Genomic DNA, 25,671 nt, shown 5'->3' with positions numbered 1-25,671 from the left:
CAGATTATCATTCTTTCGCGCCTTCCGGCGCGAAAGAATGCGAGGCTTTTTTCTAAGCAGCACTCAGCTCTCATCCGCCGTGGGAAGCCTCCAGGGGACATCCTTAAACGCTTCTCCGGCCTCCAGCGCCTCCACGGTACCGGCGGACACGTCCAGGATGTGGGCGGCAAAGTCCTCCGCCCGCTCCTCGGGCAAGAGGGCAGACAGCACGACGTCCACCCCATAGTCCACAGCTTCCACCACGCCGCCGAAGGAGCCGATCTCCCGGCGCATCCCCTCAAACTGGGCATAGGTGCAGGGGACCTCCATGGCCACCCACCGGCGGACCACCGAGATCCCCGCCCCATCCAGGGCGTCCTTAGCGGCGGCGGAATAGGCCCGAACCAGCCCCCCAGCCCCCAGGAGGATCCCACCAAAGTACCGGGTGACCACACACACCACGTCATTGACGTTCTCCCGTTGGAATACATTGAGCATGGGCTGGCCCGCCGTGCCCTGGGGCTCGCCGTCGTCGGAGTATCGCTCCACGCCCCCCTCCCGCAGCCGGTAGCACCAGCAGTTGTGCCGGGCGTCATAGCGCTTCTTTTTGGTCTCCTCAATCCGGGCCCTGGCCTCCTCCTCAGAGGACACCCGCCACACCTGGCCGATAAACCGGGATCGCTTCTCTACCAGTTCTGTCTGGCTGTGCTGGGTAGGAATATAGTATTCGATCATATAGTCACCTCAGTGCAGATAGTATGCGTTTGACCAGCCCGCCGGGCGGGGCACCCTATTCCTCCTCGGGAAACAGCTGGATGTCCAGCGCCTCGCAGATGCGGAAGAACTGTTCCAGAGAAGGATTTTTACGGCCTCTCTCTATTTCACTCAAAAATGTTTGCGTAATCCCAAGCTGCTGGGCCAGTTTATGCTGGCTCAGGCCTTTTGCTTCTCGCTTTGCTCTCATAATCTTACGATAATCCTTCATTGCAATCACCTGCTTTAAATTATAGTATAGCTGATAGCTATTCTTTTTGAAACAAGAGCTTACAGCTCTTGCTCGATTTAAGGTGATAGTATGGAGACCGCAGCGCATGGCTGGAAGACTTTTCCGAAAGCTGTGACTCCCTGCTGGAAGACGCCATTCTCCTTCGTGTCGCCATACGATATCTGACCACGACCTGTTCTCCCTGAGCGGGATCTTTACAAAATAAGCGGGACGGCGCTGGCCGTCCCGCCTCTCCTTATTTCAGCTTTGCGTACATACAGTAGTCGTGGAGCTGTCCATTTTTGACTACTCCCCGCGCCATCACGCCCTCCAGATGGAAGCCTGCCTTCTCCAGCACCCGCCGGGAGGCAGCGTTATGGGCATAGGGCTCGGCAAAGATGCGAACGATATCCCAGCGATGGAAGCCCAGGCGGCACATCTCCTCCACAGCGGCCGGCATAATGCCTCGGCCCCAGAATTCCCGCCCCAGCCAGTAGCCCAGCTCGGCGGAGAGGCGGTATACGTCTGTCCCTCTGGTCAGGGCGATGCTGCCCACTGCTTGCCCGTTCACAGAGATGGCTCGGAAGATAGCCTGTCCCTCATCCGCCGCCATACAGCTTTGGATAAACTCCCGTGCATCGGACAGGTGATAGGGGGCAGGAAATATGTCCCGGAGATTGGCCGCCACCTGGGGGTCATCTGCGTACCGGGTAATGGAGGGGGCGTCCTCCGGACGCCATTCCCGAAGCTCAAAGCCCACCGTCATTCCTCCCAGGGCTCTCTGTGAGGCTTCCACTCCTCCACCAGAGGGCCAAGCTGGCCGATGACCTTGGGGGTGCAGACCGCCACCACGTCGATGGTCTCACCATACTCCACGTTCTCCACCTTCGCGTCCTGGTATAGCTTTTCCAGCAGTCCGCCCCGGTCATAGGGCAGATGGATCGTAACCCGCCTAGCTCCGTTGTCCAGCCGCTTCCCTATGGCGGCCAGCAGCTCAGGCACCCCCTCCCCGGTCTTGGCAGAGATGGATACAATGCCCTCCCCGTGGGGCCGGATGTCCCCCGTCCACAGGTCGCACTTGTTGAATACCTCGATGCGCGGAGTTTGGTCCGCTCCCAGCTCATGGATCAGTTGATCCACCACCTGGGCCTGTTCCCTCCACTGGGGGTTCGAGGCGTCGATGACGTGGAGCAGCAAATCGGCATACTCCAGTTCCTCCAATGTGGCCTTGAATGCCTCTACCAGATGGTGGGGCAGCTTACGGATGAAGCCCACCGTGTCGGACAGCAGTACGGTACAGGTGTCAGAGATCTCCAGAGTCCGGGTAGTGGTGTCCAACGTGTCGAAGAGCCGGTCGTTTGCCGGGATTTCCGCCCCGGTCAGGTGGTTGAGCAGTGTGGACTTGCCCGCGTTGGTATACCCTACAATGGCCACCACCGGGACCTCGTTCTTGATGCGGCGCTCCCGCTGGGTGGCTCGTACCCGGCGGACCTCCTTCAAGTCCCCCTCCAGCTTGGATATCTTTTTCCGGATATGCCGGCGGTCGCTCTCCAACTGGGTCTCGCCGGGACCACGGGTGCCGATGGCGCCCTCCTGGCGCTCCAGGTGCTTCCACATACCCAGCAGCCGCGGCAGCAAATATTTGTACTGGGCCAGTTCTACCTGGAGGCGGCCCTCCTTGGTTCTGGCCCGCTGGGCAAAGATGTCGAGAATGAGGGCGGATCGGTCCAGAACCGCCACTCCCAGGTCCTCTGTGAGGGCCCGCTGCTGTGAGGGGGAAAGGGCGTTATCAAAGACGACCATGTTGGCATCCATGGCCTGGACCAGCTCTTTTACCTCGGCCACCTTTCCCTCCCCGATAAAGGTGCGGGGGTCTGGGCTGTCCTTGGACTGGGTGACCACACCCACAGTCTCTCCCCCCGCAGTCTCCAACAGAGCGGCTAGCTCCTCCATCGTCTCCTCGGTGGCGTTCTCCTCCTGGGACATGCTGAAGGCGTTCAGCCCCACCAGCACAGCCCGGTCAAATTTTTCTTGCGTAAGTTTGTCTGACATTTTTCCTCCGAATCACAGCGCGGGACTGCCCCCGCCTTATTTTTGCAGAACTTCCACGATTTCCCCGATGTACAGGGTGTGGTAATCCTTCTCCGGGTACCACTTCTCCCGGATCTCCTGGGGGATGTTTTTGGCATCCAGTGCCTGGGCAAATCGCTTACGGCACACCAGCACCAGTTCGGCCTGCTCGAAATAGGGAGCGCCACATTCCGCGGTTTTTACTGTAAAGCCGCATTCCTTTACCTTATCGATATCCCGTCCGCTCTTGGAACCGCATAGGGATAGGGCCTTCCGGTACTCCTCCCCAAAAAAGGTCAGGGTGAAATATTCTTCTTGGTCGATGAACTCCTTGGTATACCGCTGTGGCCGGATATAGCAGGTGGCCGCGGGCGCCCCCCAGATGACACCCAGCCCGCCCCAAGAGGCGGTCATCGTATTGCACCGCTCCTCTGTTCCAGCGGTGATCAGCATCCATTTGTCCCCAATCAGTGAAAAGGGATTTTCTTTCAGCTCCTTAGGTGCGATTTTCTTGAACATGACATTGTCCTCCTTAATTTAATATCATACAGGACCATTAAATAGGGTATGCGGCTGACCCGTCTTTTTTGCAGCGATACGCAAAAAGCCGCACCGATTCCTCGGTGCGGCTTTTGAAGGCGGGATCTTACTTGGCCAAGCCAAACTTCTTATTGAAGCGGCTGACACGGCCACCGGTGTCTACCATCTTCTGCTTGCCGGTGTAGAAGGGGTGACACTTGGAGCACACTTCCACGCGGATATCCTTCTTAGTGGAACCAGTTTCGATCACGTTGCCGCAGGCGCACCGGATGGTGGTCTGCTCATAATTAGGGTGGAGGCCTTCCTTCATTGTATGTTCACCTCTTTCTCCATGGAGGGTATTCTCGTAAACGCAACTGATATAATAGCATAGTTTCTGTGGAAAAGCAACCACTTTTTTCAAAAAAGTTTAGTCCCTCCCACTCCAAAATATCTCTTGACAAAGGGCCCTCCTTCGGCTAAAATGATGGGCAAGAAAATGCGATGAAGGGGAAAAAGGCAGGCCCCTCTCACCCAGAGAGCCGGCGGTTGGTGCGAGCCGGTGTGAGTCAGCCTGTGTATAACTGGCCCCCGAGCAGTCCATCTGAACCAGCGAGTAGGGTGGAACGTCTGGCCCCGTTACCGGCCGCGGCCTTGTTGGAGGCTATGAGGGCTGTGTGGGAGACCCACAGCTGAACCAGGGTGGTACCGCGTGGTTATAATACACGCCCCTGACTTTTAAAAGTCAGGGGCGTTTTTTCATCCCCTGATGGCCGCTCCGCCGCCAACTACAGCGGAGCAAACAAAAAGGAGGAACTCATTATGAACCCAGGCTACAAAAAGTACATCCCCTTCCAGCCCCAGAAGATCGTGGGCCGCACCTGGCCGGACAAGGTCATCACAAAAGCCCCCGTGTGGTGCTCCGTGGACCTGCGGGACGGAAACCAGGCTCTGGTAGACCCCATGAATATGGAGGAAAAGCTGGAATATTTCCACACCCTGCTGGACATTGGCATCAAGGAGATTGAGATTGGCTTCCCCTCCGCCAGTGAAACCGACTATGAGATCTGCCGGGAACTGATCGAGGGAGGGCACATCCCAGACGACGTGACCATCCAGGTGCTGGTCCAGGCCCGTGAACACCTGATCAAAAAAACCTTTGAGGCCATCCGCGGCGCCAAGCACGTCATCCTCCACTTCTATAACTCCACCTCCACCCTCCAGCGCAAGGTGGTATTCCATATGGACACTGACGGCATCACCAAAATCGCCACTGACGCCGCTGACCTGATCTATGAGATGGCCCAGCCCCTCATCCGGGAGGGCATGGACCTCCGCTTTGAATACTCCCCTGAGTCCTTCATGGGCACTGAGATGGACTACGCGGTAGAGATCTGCCAAGCTGTGCTGGAGCATCTCCACGCCACTCCGGAAAATAAGGTCATCCTGAACCTGCCCACTACCGTGGAAAACTGTATGCCCAACCAGTTTGCCGATATGCTGGAGTATTTCTGCAAGAAGATCCCTAGCCGGGACAGCGCCATCATCTCCCTCCATCCCCACAACGACCGGGGCTGCGGCGTGGCCACAGCGGAGATGGGCCTGCTGGCCGGAGCCGAACGGGTGGAGGCCACCCTGTTCGGCAACGGCGAGCGCACTGGAAACGTAGACATTGTCACCCTGGCCATGAATATGTATACTCAGGGCATCGACCCCAAGCTGGACTTCTCCAACATCAACAAGATCCGTGAGATGTATGAGCGGTGCACCAAGATGCCGGTAGGCGACCGGCAGCCCTATGTGGGCAAACTGGTATTTACCGCGTTCTCCGGCAGCCACCAGGATGCCATCAACAAGGGTACCCAGTATATGAAGGAGTCCAACTCCGACTACTGGGAGATCCCTTACCTGCCCATCGACCCAGCCGATGTGGGCCGGGAGTATGAACCAGTCATCCGTATCAACTCCCAGTCCGGTAAGGGAGGCGCGGCCTATATCATGGAGCACAACTTTGGCTTCGATCTGCCCAAGGCCATGCACCCCGACTTCGGAGCCGTGGTCCAGAAGGAGACTGACGCTGTGGGCAAGGAAATCAGCCCCGAGCGTATCTTTGAGCTGTTCCAGCAGGAGTACATCGAGGCCAAGGAGCCCTACAAGCTGCTCAAGCACGCCTTTGCGGAAAACATTGATAGCGAAGGTCATTCCCATGTCGCCTTCTGGGGCACCCTCCAGCACACCGATACTATTTTTAAGGTATCCGGCGAGGGCAACGGCCCCATTGACGCCTTCTTCAATGCCATCAAGGATGAGAAGATGTCCCACTTTACCTTCCTGGACTACTCCTCCCACGCCATCACCGACGGCTCTGACTCCCAGGGCGTGGCCTATATTCTGCTCCAGGACCAGCGCACTGGGAAGAAATACTGGGGCGTTGGCCTGTCCCACAACATCAATCTGGCCCCCCTGCGGGCCATCCTGTCCGCCATCAACCGCTCCAAGCGCAGTTGACCAGACGCGTCCCTCTCCCACACGGGAGGGGGACGCGTCTTCATATTCCGGTTCTTCCTTTTGGCTTTTACCCCTTCTAACGCCATCCCTTTTTTATGATTTCTCTTAACAATCTCGTTATCTTCTCATTTTTACCGCTTACTTCCGAGATTACCCATTGATTGTTTGGGCGATATGGTTTAAGATATAGAAAAACCCTTATGCGGAGGAGATAAGCCAATGCCAAAGCGCACCGACAACACACAAAAGGCCGTCAAGGCCCCTGCCCGTATGTCCAAAAAGGACCCGCTCACTCGGGAACAGCTCCACGCCATCGACGCCTGGTGGCGGGCCGCAAACTACCTGTCCGCCTGCCAGCTCTATCTGCTGGACAACCCCCTCCTGCGGGAACCTTTGAAGCCCGCCCATTTGAAGCAGAACATCGTGGGCCACTGGGGCACCTGCCCCGGCCAAAATTTTATCTATACCCATCTCAACCGCGCAATCGTCAAGTATGAGCTGAACATGATCTACATCTGCGGCCCCGGCCACGGAGGGAACGCCGTGGTAGCCCAAGACTACTTGGACGGCTCCTACAGCGAGGTCTATCCCAACATCAGTCAGGACACCGAGGGAATGAAGCGGCTGTTCCGCCAGTTCTCTTTCCCCGGCGGCATCCCCTGCCACACAGCCCCTGAAACCCCAGGTTCCATCAACGAGGGGGGAGAACTGGGCTACTCCCTGTCTCACGCCTTCGGCGCCGTCATGGATAACCCGGATTTGATCGCCGCCTGCGTCGTTGGCGACGGCGAGGCGGAGACCGGCCCTCTGGCTACTGCCTGGCACTCCAACAAGTTTCTCAATCCCATCAGCGATGGAGCTGTCCTGCCTATCCTCCACCTCAATGGCTTTAAAGTGGCTAACCCTACCATCCTCTCCCGCATCTCCCACGAGGAGCTGGAGATGTTCTTCAAGGGCTGCGGCTGGGAACCCCGTTTTGTAGAAGGGAGCGAGCCCAGGACCATGCATCAGAAGATGGCCGCGGCCCTGGACTGGGCAGTCCGTGAGATTCAGCGTATCCAGGAGTACGCCCGCACCTCAGGTGATGCCTCCCGTCCCCGCTGGCCCATGATTGTTCTGCGCTCCCCCAAGGGCTGGACCGGCCCCAAAGAGGTAGACGGTAAGCAGGTGGAGGGCAGCTGGCGGGCCCACATGGCTCCCATCCCTGTCCATGATGGACAGCCCGGCCGTATCCAGGAGCTGGAACGCTGGCTGCGCAGCTATAAGCCGGAGGAGCTCTTTGATGAAAACGGCTCTCTCCTCCCCGCTATTCGAGAACTGGCCCCTCAGGGAGAGCGCCGCATGGGGGCCAATCCCCACGCCAACGGCGGACTCCTGCTGCGGGATCTGCGGGTGCCCGACTTCCGGGAATACACCCTGGACGTCCCCCAGCCCGGCATGGTGGAGGCCGCCGACATGGATGTGCTGGGAGGATATGTCCGGGACGTGATGAAGCGGAATCTGGAAAACCGGAACTTCCGTGTCTTTGCTCCAGACGAGGCCGCTTCCAATCGGCTCTCTCAGGTCTTTCAGGCCAGCGGCCGCCGCTGGACCGACTCCATCGACTCCAGGTCGGACGAGAACCTGTCCCATGACGGCCGTGTCATGGACGCCGCCCTGTCCGAGCACCTGTGTCAGGGCTGGCTGGAGGGCTATCTGCTCACCGGACGGCACGGCTTTCTCAGCAGCTACGAGGCATTCATCCGCACAGTGGACTCTATGGTATCCCAGCACGCCAAGTGGCTGAAGGTGGCCCGGCAGCTCCCCTGGAGGCAATCCATCGCCTCGCTGAACTATGTGCTGTCCTCCAACGTGTGGCAGCAGGACCATAATGGCTTCACCCATCAGGACCCCGGATTTCTGGACCATGTAGCCAACAAAAAGGCCGATGTGGTTCGGCTCTATCTGCCCCCCGACGCCAACTGCCTGCTGTCCTGCTTCGATCACTGTATCCAGAGTAAGAACTATATCAACGTAATGGTGGCCTCAAAGCTGCCCCGGCCCCAGTGGTTGAATATGGACGAGGCTATTAAGCACTGTACCCACGGCATCGGCATCTGGCAGTGGGCCTCCAACGACCAGGGCTACGAGCCGGACGCTGTGCTGGCCTGCTGCGGCGACACCCCCACCCTGGAGACTCTGGCCGCAGTCACCATCCTGCGCCATTACCTCCCTGACCTAAAGATCCGGGTCATCAATGTGGTGGACCTGATGAAGCTCCAGCCCCATACCGAGCATCCCCACGGCCTGACCGACGAGGACTACGACGCCCTGTTCACCACTGAGGCCCCCATCATCTTTGCCTTCCACGGCTATCCCACCCTGGTCCACGAGCTGACCTACCGCCGGCACAACAAAAAGCTCCACGTCCGCGGCTACAAGGAGGAGGGCACCATCACCACCCCCTTCGATATGCGGGTACGCAATGACATCGACCGCTTCCACCTGGTGATGGACACGGTGAAGCGGCTGCCTCAGCTTGGCAACAGCGCCTCCTATCTTATTCAGGAGATGAAGGACAAGCTGGTGGAACACCGGCAGTATATCACCACCTATGGTCAGGATCTGCCTGAGGTAAGGGAGTGGAAATGGAACGGCGGCAAAGGCAATTACTAAAAGGGGACCCCAGGGGGTTGACCTCCTAGGGCAGCCTATGCTATAATTCAATTAATGTCGGCAGGAAGCCGGCGCCCGCACCCATAGTTCCATATCTTCTGAAAATCAATACCGTGAAGGTATCTCCTGCCCAGAAGGGCGGGGGCCTTCCCGGTATTTTTTCATCTGTATGTAAAGGAGAACATTTATGACAACGACCAAAAACAGCACTTCCATCAAGCGTATGGTCATCGCCGCCCTAATGCTCGCCCTGGCCTACATCCTTCCCAACTTTACCGGAAACATCCCCCAGATCGGTAATATGCTGCTGCCTATGCATCTGCCAACCATCCTGTGCGGCTACTTGTGCGGCGGCCCCTGGGGCGCAGCGGTGGGCTTTATCGCGCCCTTGATGCGCTCCGCTATCCTCGGTATGCCGCCGCCGTTCCCCACCGCCATCTCCATGGCCGTTGAGATGGCGGTCTACGGCTTTATGTCCGGCTTCCTGTACCGGCGTCTGCCCAAGACTCTGGGCGGCATCTATGCCTCTCTCATCTCCGCCATGCTTATCGGCCGGGTAGTCTGGGGCGTGGTTCAGCTCGCCCTGCTCACCTCCAGCGGTACGGAATTTCCCTTCTCCGCCTTTGTCGCCGGTGCCTTTACCAACGCCATCCCCGGCATCATCCTCCAACTGGTGGCCATCCCCATCATCGTTCTGGCCCTTCAGCGAGCCAATCTGATCCCCCAAGAGGGTTGAGCCATGTCTGATCTGGCGGAGCTCCTGAAGGAGCATTATGACAACCATCCGGCCATGGAGGTTCGGGACGCCATAAAATTTATCTATCAGAGTCATATGGGACCAGGGCATCTCATCTCCGACGAGAGGGCGGCCCTAGACCGGCTGGCGGAGGAGTGGGCCCGGCTGCCGGCCGATCCAAGCTCTCCTCTGTCCGAGCCCCTTGGAAACGGCCTGTGTAGGCTGTCGCTAAGTGCCTGTAAAGGGATAAAGCTATCCATCAAAACATTGAATCGCCTTTTTGTCCTCACCGCCCGAAAGGCAGTCCTTGACCGGGCAGGGTTGGAGCAGGACTTAGAATTGCTCCAAGCCCTCCCCTTTTCCCAGGAAAGTTCAAAGCGATATCTGGCCCAGTACCGTGCCCAAGGCTGTCCCGCGCTTAGTCACAGCAAGACCTATCGTGATACCTACTCCCCTGCTTACCGTGTGGTATTTCAATATTATGTAAATCAAATACCGCTCCTGGCCGCTGTAGACCAGTTGCTTACCCAGGGGCAGCCCGTCCTTGTCGCCATCGACGGCCCCTGCGCCTCTGGCAAGTCTACCCTAGGTGCCGCTCTGGCAGAGCTCTACTGCTGTCCCCTGCTCCATATGGACGACTTCTTTTTACTGCCTCAGGACAGGACGCCGGAGCGTCTGGCCAAGCCGGGAGAAAATGTGGACCATGAGCGGTTTGACCGCGAGGTTCTCTCCCCCCTCTGCCATGGCCAAACTGCGGTATACCGGCCCTGGCAGTGCCGGTCCGGCTGCTTTGGCCCGGCTGTCCCTGTGGAGCCAGGCCCCCTCACTGTGGTAGAGGGAAGCTACTCTCTGCACCCCAGCTTACGGGACCGCTACCAGCTCCGGGTGTGGGTAGAGGCCCCCTGGGAGGTCCGCCGGACCCGTCTGGAACGGCGGGACCCCGGCTGCGTAGATCGCTTTTTGAACATCTGGGTCCCTCTGGAGGACCACTATTTTCAGGCCTGTCATGTGAAAGACTGCTGTCAGATCCACTGTTCCGGGCAATAAAAAGCTGCCGGTCCTTTCAGAAGAAAGACCGGCAGCTTTTTTACTTTTGAATAAATTCCTCCACTTGGGCGGTAACCTGTACCAGATCCCGCCGAATAGAGATATGCTGGGGACACAGCTCCTCACAGCGGCCACAGCCCACGCAGTTGGCGGGACGTGCCCCCTCCCCCAGCCCTTTCCAGGACCGGCGCGTCAATCTCTGGTTCTCATACATCCCCATGCTGTTCCAGATCCTGAAGCTCTCAGGGATATCCACGCCAGCAGGGCAGGGCATGCAGTAGCGGCAGCCAGTACAGCCGTTCTTTACCCGCTGTTTCAGCAGCAGGGTGGTCTCATCCACTCCAGCCTCCTCCTCAGGACACAAGGGCCGAAATTGCCCCAGGGTGGCCAGGTTGTCCTCTAGCTGCTCCATAGTGGTCATTCCACTGAGCAGAACAGCTGCGCCGGGTCGGCTGGCCACCCAGCGCAGAGCCCAAGACGCATCAGAGGCCTCCGGGTCCAGCACTCGGAGCGGAGCGGCCACCTCCTCCGGCAGCTTGGCCAGCAAGCCGCCCTTCACCGGCTCCATCACCACCACTGGGACCCCCAGACCTCTGGCCAACTCCAGCCCTTTCAGGCCGGCTTGGTGCTCTGTGTCCATGTAATTGAGCTGGATCTGACAAAAGTCCCAGTGCCGGAACCGGAGTATCTCCTCAAACACCTCATAGTCGTCGTGAAAGGAAAATCCCAGTTTTCTGATTTTTCCCTGGCGCTGGTACTCCTCCAGCAGGGAGGGAATTTTCAGTTCCACCATTTTTGTCCAGGTACGGCGGCTCAGGCTGTGGAGCAGATAGAAGTCCACATAGTCCCTGTCCAGCCGTTCCAGCTGGGTATGAAAGAGCTCCTCCGCCTTCTCCCGGCTGTCCACCAGCCAGCAGGGCAGCTTCGTGGCCAGATAGTAGCTCTCCCTGGGGTACTCCTTCAGGGCCTGCCCTAAAAAGGATTCGCTCTCTCCCTCGTGGTAAGTCCAGGCGGTATCGTAATAGTTGATGCCCGCCTCCATAGCCCTCCGGATCAAGTCTGCCGCCTTTTCCCGGTCGATCTTTTTTGTCTCTCGATCCAGGGGATAGCGCATCCCGCCGTAGCCCAACAGAGAGGGCTCCAGCCCGCTTATCTCACGCCGCTCCATCCTTCATCCTTCCAATTCCGCCACCATCTGGTCGATTGCCTGGGCCACATAGACCGGGAGCGCCTGTTCCCTCACCCCGGCCACCAGGACCCCGCAGCTGTTCATGGGGACCAGGAACTTCTTTGCCCTACAACTGCCCACGGCCTGTGCCATAGCCGGAGTCACTTCCCCCAGGATGGCGTTTGCCACCACGATGCCTACTGGGCCCAGAATCGCGTCCGCGTCCTCTACGCCCCGCAGGACCGGATTCTCTCCCGTGGCGCCGTGGTCCGCCCCTGCCTTTAGCATGGTAGAGGTGGCGATACTGTTGGTCCCCAAGGCATATACTTCCGCCTGGGGGACGCGGGACTTGACCCCCTCCACTAGCAGCTTGCCCAGGCGGCCCCCCTGGCCGTCTACGACTACGATTTTCATCGATCTTTCCTCCCCTCCCCGGATCTGCCCGAAGATTCTCTCTCATTTATTATACTAAATTTCCGTCTATCACACAAGGAAAAAGGCCCCGGAAGCCGACCGCTCCGAGGCCTTTTCTCCGCCGCAGTTTAGTTTCCGATGTTGGTCAGGGCCTCCAGCACATCGTAGCGGTCCATATCAAACTCTTTGGTCATCGCCAGGGCCTCCTCCATATCCAGGTCCACGATACGGCCGTCCCGGGTGGCGATGATCCGGTTCCCACGTCCCTGGGCCAGCGCCATGACTGCCTCGTATCCCATGCGGCTGGCAGTCTCCCGGTCCCGTGCGGAAGGTGAGCCGCCCCGCTGGATGTGCCCCAGCACTGTGACACGGGGATCGATCCCCACCTCCTCATGGATGCGTTTGCCGATCTCAATAGCGCTGCCCGCCCCTTCGGCTACCACCACCATGTAGTGGGTGGAGCCAGCCAGACGCGCCCTGCGGATTTTCTCTACTACATCCCGCTCAAAATCTACCGTCCGTTCGGGAATCAGGACAGCGGTAGCGCCCACAGCGATGCCTACATAGAGCGCCAGGTAACCGGCGTGGCGGCCCATGACCTCTACCACAGAGCAACGCTCATGGGACTGCATGGTATCCCGCAGCTTATCGATACACTCGATGGCGGTGTTACAGGCAGTATCAAATCCAATGGTATAGTGGGAACAGCCGATATCGTTGTCGATGGTAGCAGGGATGCCCACCACCTCCAGCTTGTGGCCAGATTCCGCTATCTGCCGTGACAGGGCCAGTGCCCCTCGGAAGGTACCGTCCCCTCCGATGGCTACAATGCCGTCCAACCCCAACAGCTTGCAGGTGGCGATGGCTTTCTCCCGGCCCTCATGCTGCATAAACTCCAGACTGCGGGCCGTATAGAGCATAGTTCCGCCCTTGTCAATAATATGGCTGACACTGGAACCGCTCAACTGCACAAAGTCGCTGTTGATCAGGCCGCTCCAGCCCCGGCGAATGCCAACACACTCAATCCCCTGGTTCACAGCGGTGCGGACCACTCCACGGACCGCGGCGTTCATGCCAGGGGCATCGCCGCCGCTGGTCAGTACGCCGATGCGCTTCACTTGGCTGCTCATTTCCTGGAACCTCCTCACGATATGCCGGACTGGAACGCCGGCTCTCGATTTAACTCTATCGTTTTATCATTATAGCTGTCATGCTCCTGGCCTGTCAAGGCTCTCAGATCTGCATCAGAAAAGACGGTTTATTTTGCCCAGAGCGTAAAAAAATGGACCCGAAAATTTTTACGCCAAAATTTTGCATTTCCCTGTTGACAAGCGGGAAACAGTTTAGTATAATAAGCAAGCCGTCGCAAGAGCGAGCACAGTGGGGAGCATAGCTCAGCTGGTAGAGCACATGCCTTACAAGCATGGGGTCACAGGTTCGAGCCCTGTTGTTCCCACCACTTTTTCCTGATGGTCCATTTCTTCGGACTACCTGGCTCGGTAGTTCAGTTGGTTAGAACGCCGGCCTGTCACGCCGGAGGTCGAGGGTTCAAGTCCCTTCCGAGTCGCCATTTGCCTCTGTAGCTCAGTTGGTAGAGCAGAGGACTGAAAATCCTCGTGTCGTTGGTTCGATTCCGACCGGAGGCACCATCCCCCGCATAGGAAACTTTGCGGGGGATTCAAAACGCGAGTGTAGCTCATCTGGTAGAGCGCCACCTTGCCAAGGTGGAGGTAGCGAGTTCGAGCCTCGTCACTCGCTCCAGTTAGATGGAGCAAAGACCTCTTTGCTCCATCTTTAAATAAGGTGCCATAGCCAAGTGGTAAGGCAGAGCTCTGCAAAAGCTCCACTCCCCAGTTCAAATCTGGGTGGCACCTCCATAAAAATAACCACACCTAACGGTGTGGTTATTTTTATGGATACCTGAGATGTTTAAAATGCTCGGCGGAAATGAGCCCGCGCCGCCCCATCGTGCTGGGCTCCAGTTTCAGCGGACCAAAGCCGCTTTCATTCTACGGAGATTCAAATACACGAGGTGGGACAAATATTGATCATGATCTATGAAGGAGCGCCAGGAACCTACCCGGCGCTCCTTTTCTTCACAGTCTGCGCTCCAGATCATTCTTATCTGTCAGCTTTACACCACCCCGAAACAATTCCACAGCCCCGGAGGCGGCCAGCTTCTTCAGCGTTCGGGTCACCGCCTCCCGGGCGCTACCAATGGCCTGGGCCATCTGCTCCTGGGTAACCTTCAAGGTATCGGTCCCCAGCCGCTCACACTCCTCCAGCAAGTAGGCCGCCAGCCGCTGCTCCAATGTGCGGAACAGCATCTGCTCCACAGCAGTGAGCACCTGGGAAAAATGCTGGGTGGCACCCCGGTACAGGAAATTTTCCACATACAGGTTATCCCGCACCAGCGTCGACAGACACACCGCAGGAATGACCACCGCCTCCACCCTGCCCTCGGCCTGGACCTGGACATTGAAGGAGGACACAGACATAGTACAGGAGGCCGTCATGATACAGACTTGCCCCCCGGAAATACGAGAGATAGTAGCTTCCCGCCCATCCTCGGACAAGAGGAACAGCCGCACGACGCCTGATCGGATCAACAGCAATCCCAGACAGTCCCGCTCCCCAGACCAGATCATCTGCCCCGGCTCATAATCCGCCTCATAGGCGGCTGCCCTTACCCGCTCCCGCTCCTGGTCAGAGAGCTTATCCCAAAACGCCAGTTCTTCCAAACAGTATCCAGTCATGGGCACCCCTCCTTTTCTTTTGACTCTATGATAGCTGTTTTCTCTGAAAAAAACAAGAGTCCTTGTAACTCGGTCACAGAACTGCCTCTCCATCTCTTAGTATATTAAAGGCAATATCTCCGCCTTGACAGCCTGTGTTCCATGCTTTACCCTTAATCCCTGAAGCCGATATATCTATATAAAATAATAGGAGGGCCCTATGACCTATTTCATCACCTTTTTGGAGGGTATTATCACCTTCATCTCCCCATGTCTATTGCCTATGCTGCCCATCTACCTATCCTATTTCGCCGGGGGCAACCCAGATGAGAGTCAGGGCACGGTACTAAAAAACGCCGTCGGCTTCGTCCTGGGCTTCACCATAGTTTTCGTGGCTATGGGGGCTTTTGCTGGCTCCATCGGCGCCCTGCTTCGGCAATACCAGACGGCCGTCAATCTCGTCAGCGGCCTGCTGGTCATTCTCTTTGGTTTGAACTTTCTTGGTCTGTTCAATCTTAATATCTTCAAGGGTACTCGGGGATTCAGCCAGACCCATGAGATGGGCTTTCTCTCCGCTCTGCTCTTCGGGCTCATTTTCGCAGTGGGCTGGACTCCCTGTGTAGGTGCATTTCTAGGCTCCGCCCTTATGCTGGCCTCCCAGCAGGGCTCGGCCCTCCAGGGTATCCTCCTCTTGTTGTGTTATTCTGCCGGCCTTGGCATTCCTTTTCTGGCCAGTGCCCTGCTCATCCAATCCCTAAAGAGCGCCTTCGGCTGGATCAAGGCCCACTATGGAATTATTACAAAACTGTCCGGCCTGCTCCTCGTCTTGGTTGGTATAATGATGGCCACTGGCACCATGGGGCAGCTTCTGACCTTTTTGGCATAGGGAGGGAATTCTATGAAACGTTCTAAAAAGACTTTTATTCTGGCCGCCGTCCTGGTTCTGCTCCTCGCGGGAGCCGGATTGCTGTACAACAAACTTTCCCAGGGCAGATCCCCTGGCCTGCCCCCGGTAGAGGACAGTGCTTCCTCCTCCCAGGAGAGCAGCCCCGTCCCCGCTCCTTCCTTTCCCCTTGAGGCCCCGGAAGGGAATTTATTGGATTTGTCCGACCTGATTGGAGACAAACCGGTGGTGCTGAACTTCTGGGCCAGTACCTGCCCCCCCTGCAAGGAGGAGATGCCGGACTTTCAGGCGGCCTTTGAACAGTACGGTCAGGAGATCCATTTTGTCATGGTCAATGTGGGGGACGCCATGCAGGGGGAGACGCGAGAAAAGGCGGAGGCTTTTCTCATGGAGACAGGGTATTCCTTCCCTGTATATTACGATATCGACTATCAGGGCATCCTGACCTACGGAGTCACCGGCTTCCCCCACACCTATTTTATCGACAGCCAGGGAAATCTGCAGCTCTACGCCCCTGGAATGATCAGCGCCGCAGGGCTCCAGCAGGGGCTGCACTCCATCAGCCCCGATCTGGTGCCTGCTCCAGAATCTTAACCCAAAGGCTTCTCTAGAAGGACTTTTACCCCCTTCTCCCCTTGCCAGCGAGACAAAAAAGAGGTATAATATTTTTTATGTGGAATACGCGGTGAAGTTCTATTTTCAAGCTGCTATACCCTGTCCGCCGGATGCCAAACTGCGGCATCCGGCGGATGTACGACAGGCCCCTATGTTGAAGGAGAAACCCATGAAAAAATTTTTATCTGCCTTTCTTTCCCTGGCGGTCGCTCTGTCCTTAACGGCACTGCCTGCCTCCGCCCTAGAGCTGGAGGACGCCAAAACCCTACTCCAGACCTACTATGTGGATCCCCTGCCGGATGAGATCTGGTCCCTGGACTCTCTGGACGAGATTTTAGAGGCCATCGGCGACCCCTACACCGTCTACATGAACACCGAGGAATATCAGGCCTTTCTCTCCTCGGTCAATGGGGACACAGTCGTCGGAATTGGCGCCTCTGTGGAAAACGCCTATAACGACGGCTACCGTATCATGTCCATCCTGCCGGACTCCCCCGCCCTTGAGGCTGGGCTGGAGGCCGGGGACCGCATCATTGCCGTAGACGGCGTAGCTACCGCCGCCGGGGTCGATCCCCGCACTATGATCAGCGGCCAGGAGGGCACTACGGTCACCATCACTGTCATCAGTCAGTCAGATGGGCAGCGGCGGGATTACACGATGGAGCGCCGCTCGGTCCTCATCCCAATCGTCACCTATGATCTGGTGGATGGGGTGGCAGTCATCGACTGCACCAGCTTTGGCGCCAGCACCGCCTCTGTGGTCCAGGCTGCCATTGAGGAACTGGACAACCAGACCGCCATCTGGCTGATGGATCTGCGCTCCAACCCCGGTGGTACAGATGAGTCCGCCGCGCTCACTGCTGGCCAGTTCATCGGCAGCGCCATCATGGTCTACTTCCGTGACAGCGCCGGCGGCTATTACTACCGGGCCACCTCCCCCCTGGTGGAGGACCTGACGGACAAGCCCCTGGTCATCCTGACCAGCCCCCATTCCGCCAGCGGCTCCGAGCTCTTCGCCGCCGCAATCCGAGACTATGAGGCGGGGATTGCCCTGGGTCAGCGCACCTTCGGCAAGGGGATTGCCCAGAACATCTATGACGAGAGCAACACTACCGGTATTTTTGATGGGGACTGCCTGAAGATCACCACCCTCCGCTTCTTCTCCCCCGACGGCACCACCAACCATATCGTAGGCGTCCTTCCTACCCTGGTCATTTCCGCTGAAAACGCCCCTGCCGCCGCTCTCCTGTTGGGCCAGGAGGAACCCAGTCGCGCCTCCGGCCATCTGAAGCTGTCTCTGGCCGGCCAGACCTTCTATCTGAAGATCAGTGAGGCGCTCAATGCAGACAACAAGGCTGCCTTTACCGAGCTGCTGGAGGCTCTGCCCCCTTCCGCCCTTCTGTATCAAGGCGCCGGCACCCGGACCTGGACTGAGGTATCCCCCGCCGACCTGGCACGGGAGAAGCAGTTGGACTTTACCGCCCGTTCCTTCTCCGACTTGGAAGGGAGCGAGTTTGAGCGGGAGATCCGCACGCTGGCCACCTATCAGCTGCTGGGCGGCTATGAGGACGGCACCTTCCGCCCGGACAACACTGTCACCAGGGCTGAGTTCTGCGCTATGGCGGCCACTGCCCTGGCACTCCCCGCCGACCACAGTGTGCTGGACCAGTTCTCTGATGTGAGTGCCCAGTCCTGGTATGCTGACGGCATCTCCGCCATGGCCGATATGGGGTTTATCTCCGGCTACGGTGATGGCACCTTCCGCCCGGACAGCACCATCACCTATCAGGAGATGGTGACCATTCTCTCCGCCGTGGCCGCTTGGGCCAATATGAATATATACGATCTCAGCCAACAGGAGGTGTCCGCCGCCGACTGGGCAACCTACTACGAATACGCTCCGTGGGCTCAGGCACCCGCCCGAAATCTGGCCTCCCTGGACGCGCTGGTGGGCGATCTGGCCCCCGCCGATCTGGGGACCCGCCAGGTGGCTGCCGGGATGCTGTATCAGATTATGGAGGGCATCGGACTGCTCTGGGATTGACCGGCATTCCCGCTGTACCCCTCCTTAGGCCCCCAAACAGAGGGCCCCAGGCCATCAATATTTCTCTGTGAAAGGATATGACTGTTATGACAAAGATCGATATTATCTCCGGGTTTTTGGGCGCTGGTAAGACCACGCTCATCAAGAAGCTGCTGGATGAGGCCTTTCAGGGCGAGAAGATCGTCCTCATCGAAAATGAGTTCGGTGAGATTGGGATCGACGGTGGCTTTTTGAAAGACGCCGGTGTGGAGATCACGGAGATGAACTCCGGCTGTATCTGCTGCTCCCTGGTAGGCGATTTCGGTGCCGCTCTGAAGCAGGTGCTGACCGATTATTCCCCTGACCGCATCGTGATCGAGCCCTCTGGGGTGGGAAAGCTGTCTGACGTGGTCGCTGCCGTGGAGCGGGTGCAGAAGGAGGCCCCCGGCCTCCACCTCCACAGCTTCGTCACTGTGGCAGATGCCTCCAAGGCCAAGGTGTATATGAAGAACTTTGGCGAGTTCTTCAACGACCAAGTAGAACACGCCTCCGCCATCATCCTGTCCAGGACCCAAAAGTTGGACCCCGCCAAGCTGAACGGCGCTGTCCACCTCCTTCGGGAAAAAAATTCCCAGGCGGCCATCCTCACCACCCCCTGGGATCAGCTTACTGGCAGCCAAATCGTCGCTGCCATGGAGGGTGGCCACACTCTGGCGGAAGATCTGATGGCCGAGATCGAACACGAGCATCATGACCACGACGACCACTGTGACTGTGGCTGCCATGACCATCACCACCACGAGCATGAACATCACCACGCCCATGAACACGAGCATCATCATGAGCATGGGCATGAACACCACCACGACCACATCTGTGACGACACCGCCTGTGACACCTGTATGGCCTGTGGCGCAGACCACCATCACCACCACGACGCCGACGAGATCTTTACCTCCTGGGGCCGGGAAACACCCCGGAAATATAGTCGTGAGGAGCTGCAGGAGGCCCTGTCCGCCCTGGCTATGGGCGAGGATTACGGCTATATCCTCCGGGCCAAGGGCATGGTGCCCTGTGACGACGGGCAGACCTGGCTCCATTTCGACTTGGTGCCTGAGGAGTTCCAGATCCGTGAGGGTGGCGCCGACTATACCGGCCGGCTGTGCGTCATCGGCTCCGAGCTGAAGGAGGACCAGCTGGAAAAGCTGTTCCTGCTGGCCTAATTTGCTAGATGGGCGGCCCATGGCCGCCCATCCATATCATACCACGAGGTGAAGATCATGCCCGATAGTAGGATCCCCCTGTATCTTATCACCGGCTTTTTGGACGCCGGCAAAACCACCCTTCTTACCGACACGCTGAATATGGATTACTTTAACGACGGTCAACGCACCGTCCTCCTCATGTGCGAGGACGGCGAGGAGGAGTACGACCCCCAGTTTCTCTCCCAGCGCAACTGTCGCCTGGTCCCCATCGAGGGGCAGGAGCAGCTCAACACCGAATTTCTGAAGGAAGTGGACCGGCGCTATCAGCCGGAACGGGTCCTGATGGAGTTCAATGGGATGTGGCCGGTGGACCTTCTGCGCAAGCTGAAGCTGCCCAAGACCTGGGGGCTGTACCAGGCCATCCATGTGGTGGACGGCACCACCTTTGAGATGTATCTGGCCAATATGCAGTCCATGTTCATCGACATGGTGACTGAGGCGGATATGGTCCTTTTCAACCGCTGCACTCCCGATATGCCCATGGCCGGCTGGAAGCGGTCCATCCGGGCGGTGAACCGTATGTGCGAGATCGTCTTTGAGGACGAGAAGGGGGAGGAGTTAGAGGTGGAGGATATCCTCCCCTACTCCCTGGAGGAGGACCACATCACCTTGGAGGACCCGGATTACGGCATCTGGTATCTGGATATCCAGGAGCACCCTGACCGGTATGTGGGCAAGACCATCACCATGAAAACCCAGGCCATGACCGGCTCCAAGCTGCCCCGTGGTACCTTCGTCCCCGGCCGCAACGCCATGACCTGCTGTGCAGAGGATATCCGCTTTTTCGGTTTCCTCTGTAAGTATGACAGAGCCCGCTCCCTGAAAAAGGGAGAGTGGGTCAAGGTCACCGCTGAGATCCGGTGGGAGCGCGCCGACGTCTACGATGGAGAGGGCGTGGTCCTTTACGCCCAGTCTGTGGAGAAGGCGGAGCGCCCTGAGGATCCCCTGGTATATTTCAGATAAGCAGAACGGCGCCCGGTACTTTGTACCGGGCGCCGCTTTTTTCTTCCCTTTTGGCCGGGAGCATCCGCAAACTCAATCGCTCTCCCTTCCTTATCAGAAAATACTTAGATACATCCGCTTAGACAACTCCTCCAACACCTTAATACCTGCCAGGCTGTTTCCCTTTCCATCCAACCCAGGGGAAAAGATACCGATTCCCATTCTGGTGGGCACCACAGCCATAATGCCGCCTCCCACTCCACTTTTGGCCGGCACGCCTACATTGACCGCGAAATCTCCTGAGCCGTCGTACATCCCACAGGTCATCAAAATGGCGTTGACATAGGTGGCATACCGGCTGGGGAAGATCCGCTCCTCTGTCTGAGGCAGCTTCCCACGGTTGGCCAGCACAAAACCGATGTGGGCCAAGTCCTTGCTGTTCACCGAGATGGAACAGGCTTTGAAATAGCAGTCCAGCACCTGTTCCACATCGTCCTCGATCATGCCATAGGTCTTCAGCAGAAAGGCCAGTGCCCGGTTTTTATTTCCCGTCCGCTTTTCCGACAGGTAGACCTGCTGATCCAGATCGATCTCCTGGTCTCCGGCCAGCTGCCTGGTCAGGTCCAGCAGGCGCCGGAATCGCTCCTCATAGTCCTTTCCCTTAATTAGAGTGCACATGGCGATGGCGCCCATATTGACCATGGGGTTCAAGTGGTCGCTGAACAAGGTCTGGTCCGTGACATTGATGGCGTCAAAGGGCTTGCCCGTGGCCTCTACGCCCACCCGGGATCGGACGTACTCCTCCCCGTTGTCCATCAGCGCCAGCAGCAGGAGGATAGGCTTGACCACGCTCTGGATGGTAAATCGCTTCTTGTAGTCCCCCGCCTGATAGTGCCGCCCGTCGCTGCGGAGCACATAAATCCCCAGGTCATTGGCATCTCCATTCGCCAGCTCCGGGATATAAGTGGCCACCTTTCCCTGCTGGGTATAGGGCCGGCAATCCTCCAGTAACTGCTCCAACAACTCTTCCATTCCCCATCCTCCTTGTATTTTTTCAACAGGAGCACTCCATTTTTATGGATTTATTATAGCTGACTTTCATAATAAAGTCAATGAAAGCATAAATTCTTCCCCGTTTCAGAATACATAGGTCAATGCGCAAAACAGTGGCATCTCGCGAAATGTCCAAGGTAGAAAGATTTTTCCTCTTGACATCTCGCTCCTTCTTACTATAATTGTATAGTACAAATGTTCTATATTTGTGTTGGAGGCGAACACCATGGAACTGCTAGACAAGCTGAATATCCTGGCAGACGCTGCGAAATATGACGCTGCCTGCACCTCCAGTGGACTGGACCGTGCAGGACGCTCCGGAACCATCGGAAGTACCTCCATGACCGGCTGCTGCCACACCTTCTCCGCCGACGGGCGCTGCGTCTCTCTTTTGAAGGTGCTGATGACCAACATCTGTATCTACGACTGCCTGTACTGTATCAACCGACGGACTAACGATGTCCGGCGTGCCGCATTCTCCCCTAGAGAGCTGTGTGATCTCACCATGGGCTTCTACCGCCGGAACTACATCGAAGGTCTGTTCCTCTCCTCAGCTGTGGTTCGGAATCCGGACTATACCACCGAATTGATGATTCAGACTCTCCACCTGCTGCGGACAGAGCACCGCTTTGGGGGCTATATCCACGCTAAGGCCATTCCGGGGGCCGATCCCCTCCTCACCCACCAACTGGGCCTGCTCGCCGACCGGTTGAGCGTCAATATCGAATTGCCCAGTGCCAAAAGTTTGGCCCTTTTGGCACCGGACAAGAAAAAGGAGGCCCTTTTGGCCCCAATGAAGCAGATCCGGGATGGCATCTCCCTATCCAAGCAGGAGTTGAAACTATACCGCCATACCCCCCGCTTCGCTCCCGCGGGACAGTCCACCCAGATAATCATAGGGGCCACGCCGGAGAGTGACCGGCACATTCTCGCCCTCACCCAAGGACTTTATGACCGATATTGTCTAAAGCGGGTCTTTTTTTCCGCCTATATGCCCGTATCCACCAGCCCTCTCCTCCCCTCTTTCCAGGACTTTAAGCCCCCGCTCCTACGGGAGCACCGGCTGTACCAGGCGGACTGGCTGCTCCGCTTCTACCACTTCCGGGCAGAGGAGCTGCTGGATGAGAGCCAGCCTGATCTGGATCCCAGGATGGACCCCAAGTGCTGCTGGGCGCTGCGGCATCTGCAATTTTTTCCGGTAGAGGTGAACCGGGCCGACTACGAGGCCCTTCTCCGGGTGCCAGGTATCGGGGTAACAAGCGCCCGGCGTATTCTCACCGCCCGACGGGTGGGTCCACTGACCTTTGAGGGTCTAAAGAGGTTGGGCGTGGTACTGAAACGAGCCCAGTACTTCCTCACCTGTTCCGGTCGTTGCCTGGAGGGACTGCGGGTCAGCGAGGACGGCCTGCTGCGCCACCTGCTCGCTTTGGAGCCCCCCGCTCAGACCTCTCCCATGGGCGAGCAGCTGTCTCTGTTCGACCAAGCTGTTTGAAGCGGGCTACTCCATACTATTCAGGAGGTGATCTCATGCCTTGGACCCAAGTATGCTGCCACTATGACGGCACCTTTTCTGGTTTTCTCACCTGTGTTTTTGAAACTTATGTCAACCAGGAAGAACCAGTTGAGTTCCGCACACCGGAGGACCCCTGCTGCTCTCTGTACCCCCAGAGAACCATTATCACCGTGGAGGAGCACGCCCAGCGTGTATACCGCTCCTTCTCCCCCAAGCTGGGGCATGAGGGGCGGGAACTGGCCGCTCGCGGATTTCTCACTTGTCTGCCGGAGAAGGAGCTGTGGCTCTGGAGGCTTATCCGCCTGGGCTATGAGCGGGGCCCGGCCTTTGTCCGGGATCTGACCGACCCGACTGTGGACAAGGTACGGAAAGCGGTCCAGCAACTGAACAACGAGGCGCACCTATACACTGGCTTTGTCCGCTTTTCCGACCAGGGCGGCGTGCTGGTCGGAGAGATTGAGCCCAAGAACCGGGTCCTCCCCCTACTTCGTCCCCATTTCTGCTCTCGATATCCCCAGGAGCGATTCGTCCTCCACGACCGCACTCATGGCGAGGCGCTGTTCCACCAGCCGAACCAGTGGGCCATCCTGCCAGTGGAAGATTTTCATCCGGGGCCGGCCGGCGAGAGCGAGCTGGCCTACCGCCGCCTGTGGAGATCCTTCTATGATGCGATCTCCATCCGGGGACGGGAAAATCCCAGGTGCCGCATGACCCAGATGCCTAAGCGGTATTGGGGTATGATGACCGAGTTCCAAAAGGAGTGGGACCGTGCCCTGCCGGAGGTCCATGGCTGACCTTAACGCCAGTGCAAGCTCTGACAACACCCTCCGTGGCTGCCGTAAGGCCGCCCCTTGTTTCTCGCCCTATTCCGTGGTATCATTGTCCCTGCCGCCGGTGATGCTACGGCGAGCTTGCCCGAATATGGGCATCTTAGGAGGACAGCACCATGAAGCTTGCCATTGGAGCGGCTCCGCGCAAAGTCTGACCGGGCGGATTTGCGTGGAGCGTGTATTTTCTCATTCCTTACCGCCCCTGCCGGACTTTGCGCCTGTTTTATCCCTATAAAACAAAAAAGGAGCAAAGTCCCATGTCATCTGTCTTTTCTTTTATTGGTGAGCTGAAGTCCTTTCTGATCCTTTGGTTCACCCAGTTGCTGTCCACTCTGGGCAGCTCCATGACCAGTTTCGCCCTTGTGCTCTGGTCGTATCAGGATCAGGGCTCCGCCCTGACCACAGCCCTGCTCTCCGTATGCTCCTATGCCCCATATGTGCTGGTGAGCATCTTCGCAGGTGCTCTTAGCGACCGTTGGAATAAGAAGGCTACCATGCTCTGTTGCGACACCTTTGCCGCCCTGTGCACCTCGACCGTGCTTCTGCTGGCGGCATCCGGTCAGCTTCATATGTGGCATCTATACCTTCTCAACGGTTTGACCGGCCTGATGAACACAGTTCAGCAGCCTGCCGCTGACGTGGCGGTCACTCTGCTGACACCGGAGAAGCACTACCAACGGGTCAGCGGCCTTCGTTCTCTGTCCTACTCGCTGAACAATATGCTGGCTCCCGCCCTGGGCACTGCCCTATACACCCTGCTGGGACTGGAGTTGGTCATTCTCTTTGACTTGGCTACCTTTCTGCTGGCCTTCTGCTCCCTGCTGCTATTCATCCCCATTCCGCAGGGACCAAAGCCGGAGCGGACGGAGAGCCTTCTACGCTCCACCCAGGCCGGTCTCCGCTATCTCGGTGAGAACCGAGGTATTTTAAATCTGATTCTCTTTTTGGCCGCCATCAACCTGACGGCCTCCATGTTCAACGCGGCCCTGCCTGCCCTGGCCCTTACTCGTCCTTGGGGTGGCGAAAACGTCCTGGGCCTGGTCCAGAGCGTCAGCGGTGTGGCCATGCTTGGGGGCAGCATAGCCGCTTCCCTCCTACCGGCCCCAAAAAGCCGGGTGCGTGTCATCTGCAATACCCTGCTGTTGGCAATGTCCACAGAAAATTTTATTCTCGCCCTGGGGCGTGATCTTTCTCTGTGGTGTGTGGGCGCCGCCCTCGGCTGGGTGGGTATTCCCATCATGAACGCCAATCTGGACGCCCTATTCCGATCCAGGATCCCTGTGGACATCCAGGGGCGGGTATACGCCGCCCGCAACTCCTTTCAGTTCTTCACCATTCCGGTGGGTTATCTGCTGGGCGGCTTTCTGGTAGATCAGGTGTTTGAGCCTCTCGCCGCCGCTCTTGGTCCAGATAGTCTCTGGGCTGCCCTCTTTGGGACCGGAAAGGGCGCCGGCGCCGCCGGGCTGTTCCTGGCCATGGGCTTTCTGGGTGTGGCCACCTGCCTGCTCTTCCGGCGGGACAAGCGAATCTGGGCCCTAGAATGCCAGGGATAGTCCTCCCATAACAGCAAACAGGTCCTGACCTTATGGTCCGGGACCTGTTTTCTTTCCCAATCCTCCTTCCGTGCACTGTTTGGCCATCCGCTGTAAGGTGATACTGTTTATACGTCCATTGGGCCCGCCAAATTTCTCCTCTACTTTTTTCCTCTCC

The 25,671-nt window shown here is 57.8% G+C and carries 23 protein-coding genes, 5 tRNA genes and 1 other annotated feature; of the genes, 17 read left to right on the top strand and 11 right to left on the bottom strand.

The features are described from left to right. Window positions 1-63: 63 nt before the first annotated feature. From MCG44_RS06570 to rpmE, 6 genes are all read right to left on the bottom strand, one after another. Complete coding sequence (locus tag MCG44_RS06570) at window positions 64-714, bottom strand: IMPACT family protein (protein WP_147572173.1); 651 nt, start codon at window positions 712-714, stop codon at window positions 64-66. A gap of 55 nt (window positions 715-769) precedes the next feature. After that, window positions 770-964: a helix-turn-helix domain-containing protein gene (locus tag MCG44_RS06565; protein WP_147572299.1), complete on the bottom strand. Its 195-nt coding sequence runs from the start codon at window positions 962-964 to the stop codon at window positions 770-772. 256 nt (window positions 965-1,220) lie between these two features. After that, window positions 1,221-1,724 (bottom strand): GNAT family N-acetyltransferase, encoded by a 504-nt coding sequence (locus MCG44_RS06560; protein WP_147572172.1) that lies wholly within the window; start codon window positions 1,722-1,724, stop codon window positions 1,221-1,223. A gap of 2 nt (window positions 1,725-1,726) precedes the next feature. Beyond that, window positions 1,727-3,016 carry a GTPase HflX gene (hflX, locus tag MCG44_RS06555; RefSeq protein WP_240287374.1) on the bottom strand — a complete coding sequence of 430 codons (1,290 nt, stop codon included), beginning with the start codon at window positions 3,014-3,016 and terminating at the stop codon, window positions 1,727-1,729. 36 nt (window positions 3,017-3,052) lie between these two features. Then, the gene (locus MCG44_RS06550; protein WP_147572170.1) at window positions 3,053-3,553 is read right to left on the bottom strand and encodes a flavin reductase family protein; all 501 of its coding nucleotides are present in this window, start codon (window positions 3,551-3,553) and stop codon (window positions 3,053-3,055) included. 127 nt (window positions 3,554-3,680) lie between these two features. Beyond that, on the bottom strand, window positions 3,681-3,884 hold the full coding sequence (gene rpmE / locus MCG44_RS06545; RefSeq protein ID WP_147572169.1) for a 50S ribosomal protein L31: 204 nt from the start codon (window positions 3,882-3,884) through the stop codon (window positions 3,681-3,683). Window positions 3,885-4,048: 164 nt separating this feature from the next. Continuing rightward, window positions 4,049-4,289, top strand: a binding site (T-box leader). A gap of 86 nt (window positions 4,290-4,375) precedes the next feature. On the opposite strand from rpmE, the gene leuA reads away from it, so the two are divergent. The 4 genes from leuA to MCG44_RS06525 all read left to right on the top strand — a co-directional run bounded on the left by leuA (window position 4,376) and on the right by MCG44_RS06525 (window position 10,499). Then, window positions 4,376-6,061, top strand: coding sequence for a 2-isopropylmalate synthase (leuA, locus tag MCG44_RS06540; RefSeq protein ID WP_147572168.1), 1,686 nt, complete (start codon window positions 4,376-4,378; stop codon window positions 6,059-6,061). A gap of 270 nt (window positions 6,062-6,331) precedes the next feature. Then, window positions 6,332-8,716: a phosphoketolase gene (locus MCG44_RS06535; RefSeq protein WP_240288887.1), complete on the top strand. Its 2,385-nt coding sequence runs from the start codon at window positions 6,332-6,334 to the stop codon at window positions 8,714-8,716. Window positions 8,717-8,903: 187 nt separating this feature from the next. Beyond that, window positions 8,904-9,452, top strand: coding sequence for an ECF transporter S component (locus MCG44_RS06530; RefSeq protein WP_186852097.1), 549 nt, complete (start codon window positions 8,904-8,906; stop codon window positions 9,450-9,452). Between the two features lie 3 nt (window positions 9,453-9,455). Further along, complete coding sequence (locus MCG44_RS06525) at window positions 9,456-10,499, top strand: uridine kinase (RefSeq protein WP_240287372.1); 1,044 nt, start codon at window positions 9,456-9,458, stop codon at window positions 10,497-10,499. 40 nt (window positions 10,500-10,539) lie between these two features. Here MCG44_RS06525 and MCG44_RS06520 read toward each other — a convergent pair whose 3' ends face one another. From MCG44_RS06520 to pfkA, 3 genes are all read right to left on the bottom strand, one after another. Beyond that, complete coding sequence (locus tag MCG44_RS06520; protein ID WP_147572165.1) at window positions 10,540-11,667, bottom strand: aldo/keto reductase; 1,128 nt, start codon at window positions 11,665-11,667, stop codon at window positions 10,540-10,542. Between the two features lie 3 nt (window positions 11,668-11,670). Beyond that, window positions 11,671-12,081 (bottom strand): DUF3842 family protein, encoded by a 411-nt coding sequence (locus MCG44_RS06515; RefSeq protein ID WP_240287370.1) that lies wholly within the window; start codon window positions 12,079-12,081, stop codon window positions 11,671-11,673. Window positions 12,082-12,209: 128 nt separating this feature from the next. Beyond that, window positions 12,210-13,211, bottom strand: a complete 1,002-nt coding sequence (gene pfkA, locus MCG44_RS06510; protein WP_147572163.1) for a 6-phosphofructokinase — start codon at window positions 13,209-13,211, stop codon at window positions 12,210-12,212. A gap of 253 nt (window positions 13,212-13,464) precedes the next feature. Between pfkA and MCG44_RS06505 the strand changes: the two genes are divergently transcribed. From MCG44_RS06505 to MCG44_RS06485, 5 genes are all read left to right on the top strand, one after another. Next, window positions 13,465-13,540 (top strand) — tRNA-Val (locus MCG44_RS06505). A 34-nt stretch (window positions 13,541-13,574) separates the two neighbouring features. Next, window positions 13,575-13,651: transfer RNA gene (locus tag MCG44_RS06500), tRNA-Asp, on the top strand. Window positions 13,652-13,654: 3 nt separating this feature from the next. Then, a tRNA-Phe gene (locus tag MCG44_RS06495) sits at window positions 13,655-13,730 on the top strand. A 36-nt stretch (window positions 13,731-13,766) separates the two neighbouring features. Further along, window positions 13,767-13,842: transfer RNA gene (locus MCG44_RS06490), tRNA-Gly, on the top strand. A gap of 41 nt (window positions 13,843-13,883) precedes the next feature. Then, a tRNA-Cys gene (locus MCG44_RS06485) sits at window positions 13,884-13,958 on the top strand. A 219-nt stretch (window positions 13,959-14,177) separates the two neighbouring features. Here the strand turns inward: MCG44_RS06485 and MCG44_RS06480 are convergent. Continuing rightward, window positions 14,178-14,837 (bottom strand): Crp/Fnr family transcriptional regulator, encoded by a 660-nt coding sequence (locus tag MCG44_RS06480; protein ID WP_240287369.1) that lies wholly within the window; start codon window positions 14,835-14,837, stop codon window positions 14,178-14,180. A gap of 199 nt (window positions 14,838-15,036) precedes the next feature. On the opposite strand from MCG44_RS06480, the gene MCG44_RS06475 reads away from it, so the two are divergent. The 5 genes from MCG44_RS06475 to MCG44_RS06455 all read left to right on the top strand — a co-directional run bounded on the left by MCG44_RS06475 (window position 15,037) and on the right by MCG44_RS06455 (window position 20,586). Next, on the top strand, window positions 15,037-15,702 hold the full coding sequence (locus MCG44_RS06475; protein ID WP_186852095.1) for a cytochrome c biogenesis CcdA family protein: 666 nt from the start codon (window positions 15,037-15,039) through the stop codon (window positions 15,700-15,702). Between the two features lie 12 nt (window positions 15,703-15,714). Next, a complete protein-coding gene (locus MCG44_RS06470; RefSeq protein ID WP_240287367.1) occupies window positions 15,715-16,314 on the top strand; it encodes a TlpA family protein disulfide reductase in 600 nt (199 codons plus the stop codon). Between the two features lie 190 nt (window positions 16,315-16,504). Continuing rightward, window positions 16,505-18,379 carry a S41 family peptidase gene (locus MCG44_RS06465; RefSeq protein ID WP_240287365.1) on the top strand — a complete coding sequence of 625 codons (1,875 nt, stop codon included), beginning with the start codon at window positions 16,505-16,507 and terminating at the stop codon, window positions 18,377-18,379. Between the two features lie 86 nt (window positions 18,380-18,465). Next, window positions 18,466-19,581, top strand: a complete 1,116-nt coding sequence (locus MCG44_RS06460) for a CobW family GTP-binding protein (protein ID WP_240287363.1) — start codon at window positions 18,466-18,468, stop codon at window positions 19,579-19,581. Between the two features lie 57 nt (window positions 19,582-19,638). Next, window positions 19,639-20,586 carry a GTP-binding protein gene (locus MCG44_RS06455; protein ID WP_186852092.1) on the top strand — a complete coding sequence of 316 codons (948 nt, stop codon included), beginning with the start codon at window positions 19,639-19,641 and terminating at the stop codon, window positions 20,584-20,586. Between the two features lie 93 nt (window positions 20,587-20,679). On the opposite strand, the gene glsA is transcribed toward MCG44_RS06455, so the two are convergent. Beyond that, window positions 20,680-21,597: a glutaminase A gene (gene glsA, locus MCG44_RS06450; RefSeq protein ID WP_240287361.1), complete on the bottom strand. Its 918-nt coding sequence runs from the start codon at window positions 21,595-21,597 to the stop codon at window positions 20,680-20,682. A 247-nt stretch (window positions 21,598-21,844) separates the two neighbouring features. On the opposite strand from glsA, the gene MCG44_RS06445 reads away from it, so the two are divergent. From MCG44_RS06445 to MCG44_RS06435, 3 genes are all read left to right on the top strand, one after another. Beyond that, on the top strand, window positions 21,845-23,110 hold the full coding sequence (locus tag MCG44_RS06445) for a putative DNA modification/repair radical SAM protein (protein ID WP_240287359.1): 1,266 nt from the start codon (window positions 21,845-21,847) through the stop codon (window positions 23,108-23,110). A 35-nt stretch (window positions 23,111-23,145) separates the two neighbouring features. Continuing rightward, a complete protein-coding gene (locus tag MCG44_RS06440) occupies window positions 23,146-23,925 on the top strand; it encodes a TIGR03915 family putative DNA repair protein (RefSeq protein WP_240287357.1) in 780 nt (259 codons plus the stop codon). 293 nt (window positions 23,926-24,218) lie between these two features. Next, the gene (locus tag MCG44_RS06435) at window positions 24,219-25,514 is read left to right on the top strand and encodes an MFS transporter (RefSeq protein WP_240287355.1); all 1,296 of its coding nucleotides are present in this window, start codon (window positions 24,219-24,221) and stop codon (window positions 25,512-25,514) included. Window positions 25,515-25,671 lie beyond the last annotated feature (157 nt).

The sequence above is a fragment of the Lawsonibacter sp. OA9 genome (assembly GCF_022440585.1).
Note: the sequence above shows the minus strand (reverse complement) of the source record. Positions and strands in the feature narration are given on the sequence as shown.